A 7702-nucleotide genomic window follows, 5' to 3' on the forward strand; every position below is an offset into this window, starting at 1 on the left:
ATGCTTTAACACGTAAAATTCCGTACGAAGCCACTTTCGGGACACCCACTAGCTACGGCAGGAATCAATTCGACCTTATCTCTCTGAAAAAGTACTAGGATAGGGTCTTACCTGTTTGAAAACCCGGCATAACAGGAGTTGTATGATGATGCGTTGGCCTAAGGGGTGTGAGTTCTCGGATTTCCATGACTTTGGAACTGTATTTCCACCAAGTCTGGGGTATTCAACGGAGGATATGGATCCCTATGGAGGGGGAGACGAAGTCGGGCTTTACTGGCCAATCGGGCAAGAAAAACGTCAACCTCTCGTAGTCCGCACGTTTCATGAGACATTTGAATTGGCACCATTTTTCTCGTCGTATCAGAGATACCTGCGTTGGATGAAAAAAACGCAAAGCGACGATTTGCCCATGAGCCCCGATGAAAAACTTGATCCGGATTCACCTGAGGTACTTTACAATCAGGGACTTTCGTTGATCAAAGCGAAGGATGTACCCAAGGCATTGGAGATCTGGCAGCAGGCACTTGATCGACTGCCTGAGTTTACCTTGGTTTCGTCGCTACTTGCCAAACATCATCGGCGACTCAAAAACCTGGATCTGGCCAGGGAATTCGCCCTGAAATCACTTATCTCTCCACCTTCATTTGGACGTTTTGACGCTTCACTACTCAAGTGGCTTGGCAGGCAAACATCGCCTCCGGAAGCATACGCCGAGAATCCACTCTGGCTCAGCCGTCGAAAACTGCAATGGGGGTATCGAGGAAAGAAGAACGACTATGAAATTGTTCAAGAAGCAATCGATTGTTTTTTAGAAACTGGTCAGCCTGTGCTGGGAGTGACACTCATGCAAACCTATTCGGAGTTCATGTACCGGGAAACCGATTCGACAAAAAAACGTTGGAAATTCGATAGCCAGGAATGGACGCAACACCAGGACGAGATGTGCGTGAAATATCTCAAGTCATCGCGATGGCCTGGGGGACGAAAGAAGTAGATAACGAAGTGGTAGGGCTGGCCTATGACCATTCCGAACAGGTCATGTTCGTTTCTTCCAATCGAAGAGACAGGATCAGTGCCAGCAAAATAGTCGATGATGCCTTAATTTCATCTTGAGGAAATCAGACTTCAGGCAGCACCCAGGGGGCACGCCATTCTTCGCGGCCGCGGAGCTGGTTGGCTTCTTTGTCATTCACGAAGAGTTCCGTTTGTGGATCAAGCGTTAGCGTGCGTCCAACGCGGGCGGCGATGTTGCCGGCGTGGCAGAGGATGGATGCGGGATGGCCGACGGTTTCCAGATCGCAGACCGGTTTCTCGCGGGTCTTGATGCAGTCGAGGAAGTTCTGCACGTGCGAAGCGGCGTCGCTGTCCCCTTTGACTTCCTTGATGAGTTTGCCGCGTTCGCCGTAGACGCGCCAGCGGCTGTTGCCGATGGTCATGCAGGCTTTGTCGCCGTAGATGACCGCGCCTTCCGATTCGCCATGATAGGGATAGGGGGCCCAGATCCGCATTTCATAGGTGAGGATCTTCGGCGTTTTGCTCTGATATTCGTAAGTGACCTGCAGCGTGTCGGGCCATTCCTGCATGTCGTCGAAATACCACTTGCCCCCCGTGGCTGAGATTTTTGTGGGCAGGCTGACGGCTTCGTCCCCCTGTGCTTCGCAAGCGGCATTCAGCGCGGCGAACGCCATGTCGAGGCGATGCACGCCGTCATTGCCGAGATCGCCGGTGCCATAATCGTGGAACCAGCGCCAGCGTCCGTGGAACCGATTTTTGTTGAACGGTCGCTTTTTGGCAGGACCGAGCCACATGTCGTAGTCGACGGTGTCGGGGGGCGTGCTGTCGGGCGGGTTGCCGATGTTCCCCTGCTTCGCACTTTCCCAGGCCGTGGCGACGAGGCAGCGTCCGAGGGCACCGCTGCGGATGTAATCGAGAGCCGACTTCAGGCGTTCGGTCGAACGATGCTGCGAGCCCATCTGCACGATGCGTTTGTGTTTTTTCATCGCGGCCACCATGCGCTGGCCTTCGACGATGTTATGGCCGTCCGGTTTTTCAACGTAGACGTCTTTACCGGCCTGACAGGCGAGGATTGTCGGGATCGCATGCCAGTGATCGGGGGCGCCGACCACAATGGCGTCGAGGCTGTTGTCATCGATCAGTCTGCGAAAATCCTGCGTGACCTGCGGCTGTTTGCCCTGGAGTTTGGTCACCGTTTCGACCGTATTTCCCAGACGGGCGGAATCGATCTCGGCGATGGTCACGATTTCTGCATGGGGATTCGCGGCAAAATATTGATTCAAGGCCGACGCACGCCCCGCAGCACCCATCACGCCGACACGCACACGTTCGCTGGCGGCAGCTTTCGCAACCTGCTCCAGAGAAAGACTGGCCAGACCGACGGCGGACCCCTGTAAGAATTTTCTGCGATCCATGATTGATTGTTCCTGTGATTTGAAAGCCGAGGAGTGCAGAGTGAATAGATCAACGAACTTTTATTATAGAAAACGGGGCGCGGGGGGCAAAACAAATCTCGATGAAGTCCACGGATTTTTTTGCTACCACGAAAGGCACGAAAAACACGAAAGGATTTGGGGTGGGGAGACGCGGGTTGATTTTGTGTGATGCCTGTGGATTTACCAGTTCCGGATTTTCATCTCTGGGATGGAGTGGGCTTGTTGTAGAATGTGTGTCTGCGTCTGTTGTGGAACGTGAGTAGTTACACGGCGGGCGGACATGCAGATCTTACTTTTGTGTTGTTTGTTTTTGTGAGTAGACTGTTGCATTGTTTTTTTCCTGGGGATCTTCTCTGATGGTTACTCAATTCCGCTTCATTGTGGACTATTTTTGTGAAAGGCGCGCGGTGGTCAAGGGGGATTGGGTCAATGAATTGTGGCGAGGGGGTGGTGGTGTGTGCTGTGCTGGTGGTGGGATGTGTTGCCAGTGGGGCGTTGTGTGGCGGGTGTGTGTCGATACGCATTACTTTGATGACGAATATTGGAAGAAAATCTTGCTGAAACGAGAGGCTTTTATCATGTTGGTTTTCGACTGGTTCCGTTTCTTCACCTGAATCCTCAGTGCTCACGCGCGCGACACACAACTGCAGAGGATCATCGACGAAGGCGCGATGCTGTCAAGAGATTTCTTTTCACTGAAAAAGGAAACAATTCAGGAGCCTGCTGAGGGGATGTTCCAGTGCGTCAGGTTTACTTAATCTGTTTCAGCCGTAAAATCGGGAGTTAATTTAGAGTGTTAAAAAAAGGATGTGGTCGATTGTCCTGCGAGTCTGGTATTTTCTGAGTAGGAACTGGCTAAAACTGCATAAAAGTTGCGTGAATTTAGTTCATAGATCGGCGTTGATGCATTATACTGGACGATGATGGAACTTCAGGCCTGATCAATGTTTTTGATTCCCACCCGGTCTGAGATTCAAACCTTAAGAGTCGGCTTTCCGTAAGCGTATTGATTGCGTTCCTCACTGAAAAGCTTCGAGAAGGAGAACTGCCTTGCGACTTTTTCTGTATTCCACATGCCTGGTGCTGCTGATGACGGCCTTGAATTTGTTCAATGGTCAGTCGGCTGATGCTCAGGTTCAGGCAAAAAAAACAGCTCCTCAAAACGAGCAGGCGGGAATTGAATTCTTTGAGAATAAAATTCGCCCGGTGCTGGTCGCGCATTGTTATGAATGTCATTCAGGGGAACCTGATCCGGAAAGTGCCTCGTTTGTGGTTGATACGCGCGAAGGCATCTTGCAGGGGGGCGATTCGGGAAAAGCGGTCGTGCCGGGAAATCTCAAGCAGAGTCTGATACTGCAGGCAATCGAACACGATCCCGAATTTTACGCGATGCCTCCGGATGAAAAACTTCCGGCTGCGGTGATTGCCGATTTTCGCAAGTGGATCCAAATGGGCGCGCCTGATCCCCGTAAAGGAACAGCAAAAAGCAGTCCTCTGACGAAACCGCTTGCGCTGGCAATCGATTTTGATAAAGAGCGTGAGTTCTGGTCGTTTCGACCTTTGAAAAAAACGCAGATTCCCGATGTCCAAAATCAATCCTGGCCTGCGAATCCGATTGATCGTTTCATTCTTGCGAAACAGGAAAAAGCGGGAATGAAGCCCGTTTCTCTGGCAGACAAACGCACGCTGGTCCGCCGCGCTTATTTTGATCTGACCGGTTTGCCCCCTTCGGTCGAAGAGATGCAGAATTTTCTGAACGATGAATCGCCTCAGGCGTATGAACATCTCATTGATCGGCTGCTGGCTACGCCACAGTTTGGAGAAACGTGGGGACGTCACTGGCTCGATCTGGCCCGCTATGCCGATTCGAACGGCCTGGATATTAACCTGACATTTTACAATGCGTGGCGCTATCGGGATTATGTGATCCAGGCGTTCAATGAAGATAAGCCGTACGATCAGTTTGTCCGCGAGCAGATTGCCGGCGATTTACTCCCTTATGAAAACGATGAGGAACGCACGCGGAATATCGTCGCCACCGGTTTTCTGGTGATGGGCGCGAAAATGCTGAGCGAGCGGGATAAAGAAAAATTGCGGATGGATGTGGTCGACGAACAGATCGACGTCACCGGCCGCGCTTTTATGGGAATGACGCTGGGCTGTGCCCGCTGTCACGATCATAAATTCGATCCGATTCCGATGACCGATTATTACGCGCTGGCCGGGATCTTTCGCAGCACGGAGACCGTACACGGGAATCGACTGGGTAATCAGTTCGTTTCCGGCTGGATGACGCGTCCTTTGCCGATCAAACCGGAACATGCGGCGGCTCTGAAAAAACATGCGGCCGACCTGAAAACGCTGGAAGATAAGCTGCAGGCCGATTCGGATCAATTAAAACAGTTGAATGGGGATACGAGCCAGCAGAAGCAGTTGAAAAAACTGGCGGGTATCGTCGTTGATGACACGCAGGCTGTGAAAACGGGGGAGTGGAAAGATTCGATCTTCTCGAAAAATTATCTGGGCGTGGGTTATACGCATGATCTGAACGAACACAAGGGGGAAAAGTCGATTCGCTTTACTCCCGATCTGCCCGCCGCCGGTAAGTATGAAGTCCGTTTTGCTTTTCCCGGCAGTAAAGGACGTGCGGATCGCGTGCCCGTGACGATTCATTCGGTTCAAGGTGCGAAAACGATAAACGTCGATCAATCGAAACAGGCCCCCATTGCTGGGATGTTGTTGTCACTGGGCAGTTTTGAATTTGCAGCAGGCAAAGCCGGTTCGGTTGAGATTTCAAACAAAGGAACTTCGGGATATGTCGTCGTGGATGCGGTGCAATTCATTCCGCAGTTTGAACTGCCGAAACCGAGTGATGTGCTGGCCGCGAAAAAGCCGGGCGCCCATTCGGAAGCAGATGCGCGAGCGGCGAAGATCAAAGTTTTGGAAGCAGATGTGAAAACACTGACGGCACAGATTAAGAAGCTAAAAGCGAATGCTCCCCCTGCCGCGCCAATGGCGCTGGCCGTGGGCGAGCAGCCCGATCCGGCAGATTATCGGATTGCCCGGCGGGGAAATATTCATCAACTGGGTGATAAAGTGGATCGCGGTTTTTTGACGATCGCGTCGATTCAGGAGCCGCCAGCGGTCAGCCCGCGACAGAGTGGGCGTCTGGAACTGGCGAACTGGTTGAGTCAGCCACAAAACCCGCTGACCAGCCGCGTGATTGTGAATCGGGTCTGGAAACATCTGTTCGGAAACGGTCTGGTGCGCAGCGTTGACAACTTTGGTCACCTGGGAGAACAGCCAACACATCCGGAACTGCTGGATTATCTGGCGCAGCGATTTGTGGAAGAAGGCTGGTCGGTCAAAACGCTGATTCAGGAAATCATGCTGAGTCGTACGTATCAGTTGAGTTCGGAATTCAGTGCCGTGCAATACGAACAGGATCCTGGAAATCATCTGATCTGGCGGATGAATCGTCGGCGTCTGTCTGCGGAAAGTATCCGGGACGCCGTGTTATCGGTTTCCGGCAAACTTGATTTGAAGCAGGGGGGCTCGTCGGTCGCGCATTATCCGGAGCAGGCCATCAGTCCCAATAAGAATGAAAAGCTGGAGCAGAATCCTGCCGAGTTCCGGCGCAGCGTGTATCTTCCGATCGTGCGGGGCAATGTGCCCCCCTCACTGACGGTCTTTGATTTTCCTGCTCCCGAGATGCTGGTGGGAAATCGCCCGGTGACGACGGTTCCCGCTCAGGCGCTGTTTATGATGAATAGTCCGTTTGTGGTCGGGCAGGCTCAGGCGACGGCTGAACGGATCTTAAAAGATGAAAAGCAGAATGATGGTGAAAAAGTATCTCAGCTGTATCTGGCTTGTCTGGGACGTGATGCGAATGCAGCCGAGCAGGCGGAAGCGCTGAAGTACATTGAATCGTTGATGGATGCGAACGGGACGGAAGGTTCAGATAAACCAGCCGTGCGTTTGCAGGCATGGGCCTCTTATTGTCAGATTTTATTTGCCTCGACCGAATTTCGATTTTTGAATTGAGGTTCGTTTTTTAATATCAGTTCGTGCTCACTTTGAAAGAAGATGGACCAGCTATGGAACCACTCAATTTTTCCCGTCGGCAAATGTTGAAGTCATCGGCTTGCGGATTCGGTTATCTGGCGCTGGCTGGTTTAAGTTCCGAAGCGGCTTTGAAGTCGCAATCTCCTCTGCTGTCAAAAACGCCCCACTTCGAGCCGCGGGCCAAGCGGGTGATTTTTCTGTTCATGCACGGCGGCCCGAGTCAGGTTGATACCTTCGATTACAAACCGCGTTTGGCAAAAGAAGACGGCAAGCGTCTGCCTTTCAAACCGGCGAAAAACATCGAGAAGTCATCGCAGGATGAATTGCGTCTGATGAAATCTCCCTGGAAATTCAAACAGCGGGGAGAGAGCGGGCTCTGGATTTCAGAACTGTTTAATAATGTAGCCGAACATGCCGACGATCTGTGCGTGATTAATTCGATGCATACGAACGGGCAGTCGCACGGGCAGGCAGTGATGAAACTGCATACCGGGTCGGACAGTCTGGTGCGGCCTTCGGTCGGTTCGTGGATGGTGTATGGTCTGGGAACGGAAAACAATAATTTGCCGGGCTTCATTTCGATTTGCCCTTCGCGCGGGCATGGGGGAGTTCGCAATTTTGGAAGTGCGTTTTTACCAGCCGTCTATCAGGGAACCGCCATCGGTGATGCCGACACTGCCGCCAGAGAAGCCCGCATTCGTTTTCTGGCGAACAATGCTTCTTCCGAGTCACAGCAGCGAAAACAGCTCGGCCTGTTACAGGCGATGAACGAACGGCATCTGAAACAGGTCCAGGTCGATCAGGAGATCGAAGGCGTGATCAATTCGTATGAGCTGGCGTTCCGGATGCAGTCGGAAGTCCCCGCGCTGATGGATTTGAACTCCGAAACGAAAGAGACGCAGGAACTGTACGGGATCAACGAGAAATCGACGGAAAACTTCGGCCGCCAATGTCTGATGGCACGCCGGTTCGCGGAAGCGGGCGTGCGTTATATTGAAGTTGCTTTGGGGAACAACCGATGGGACCAGCACAGCGGCTTAAAGAGCGGTCACGAACGCAATTCTCAGATGGTGGATAAACCGATTGCCGGTCTGCTTGCCGACTTGAAACAACGGGGATTGCTGGAAGACACGCTCGTTGTCTGGGGGGGCGAATTTGGTCGCACGCCGATTGCCCAGGGGAAGGAT

Annotated in this window: 5 protein-coding genes; 4 read left to right on the forward strand and 1 reads right to left on the reverse strand. The window is 52.4% G+C overall.

The window, feature by feature from the left end; translation table 11 throughout:
- Positions 1-379 precede the first annotated feature (379 nt).
- On the forward strand, positions 380-994 hold the full coding sequence (locus tag Q0294_RS20130; RefSeq protein WP_299469035.1) for a hypothetical protein: 615 nt from the start codon (positions 380-382) through the stop codon (positions 992-994).
- A 124-nt stretch (positions 995-1118) separates the two neighbouring features.
- On the opposite strand, the gene Q0294_RS20135 is transcribed toward Q0294_RS20130, so the two are convergent.
- Entirely contained in the window at positions 1119-2429 is a 1311-nt protein-coding gene (locus Q0294_RS20135; RefSeq protein WP_299469037.1) for a Gfo/Idh/MocA family oxidoreductase, read from the reverse strand.
- 377 nt (positions 2430-2806) lie between these two features.
- On the opposite strand from Q0294_RS20135, the gene Q0294_RS20140 reads away from it, so the two are divergent.
- The 3 genes from Q0294_RS20140 to Q0294_RS20150 all read left to right on the forward strand — a co-directional run.
- Complete coding sequence (locus Q0294_RS20140; RefSeq protein ID WP_299469039.1) at positions 2807-3064, forward strand: hypothetical protein; 258 nt, start codon at positions 2807-2809, stop codon at positions 3062-3064.
- A gap of 436 nt (positions 3065-3500) precedes the next feature.
- Positions 3501-6494: a DUF1553 domain-containing protein gene (locus Q0294_RS20145; RefSeq protein ID WP_299469041.1), complete on the forward strand. Its 2994-nt coding sequence runs from the start codon at positions 3501-3503 to the stop codon at positions 6492-6494.
- Between the two features lie 53 nt (positions 6495-6547).
- Positions 6548-7702 (forward strand): DUF1501 domain-containing protein (locus Q0294_RS20150; RefSeq protein WP_299469042.1); only part of this gene is annotated, 1155 nt, incomplete at its 3' end.

It is taken from the genome of uncultured Gimesia sp., assembly GCF_937919775.1.
In the GTDB taxonomy this organism is placed as follows: domain Bacteria; phylum Planctomycetota; class Planctomycetia; order Planctomycetales; family Planctomycetaceae; genus Gimesia.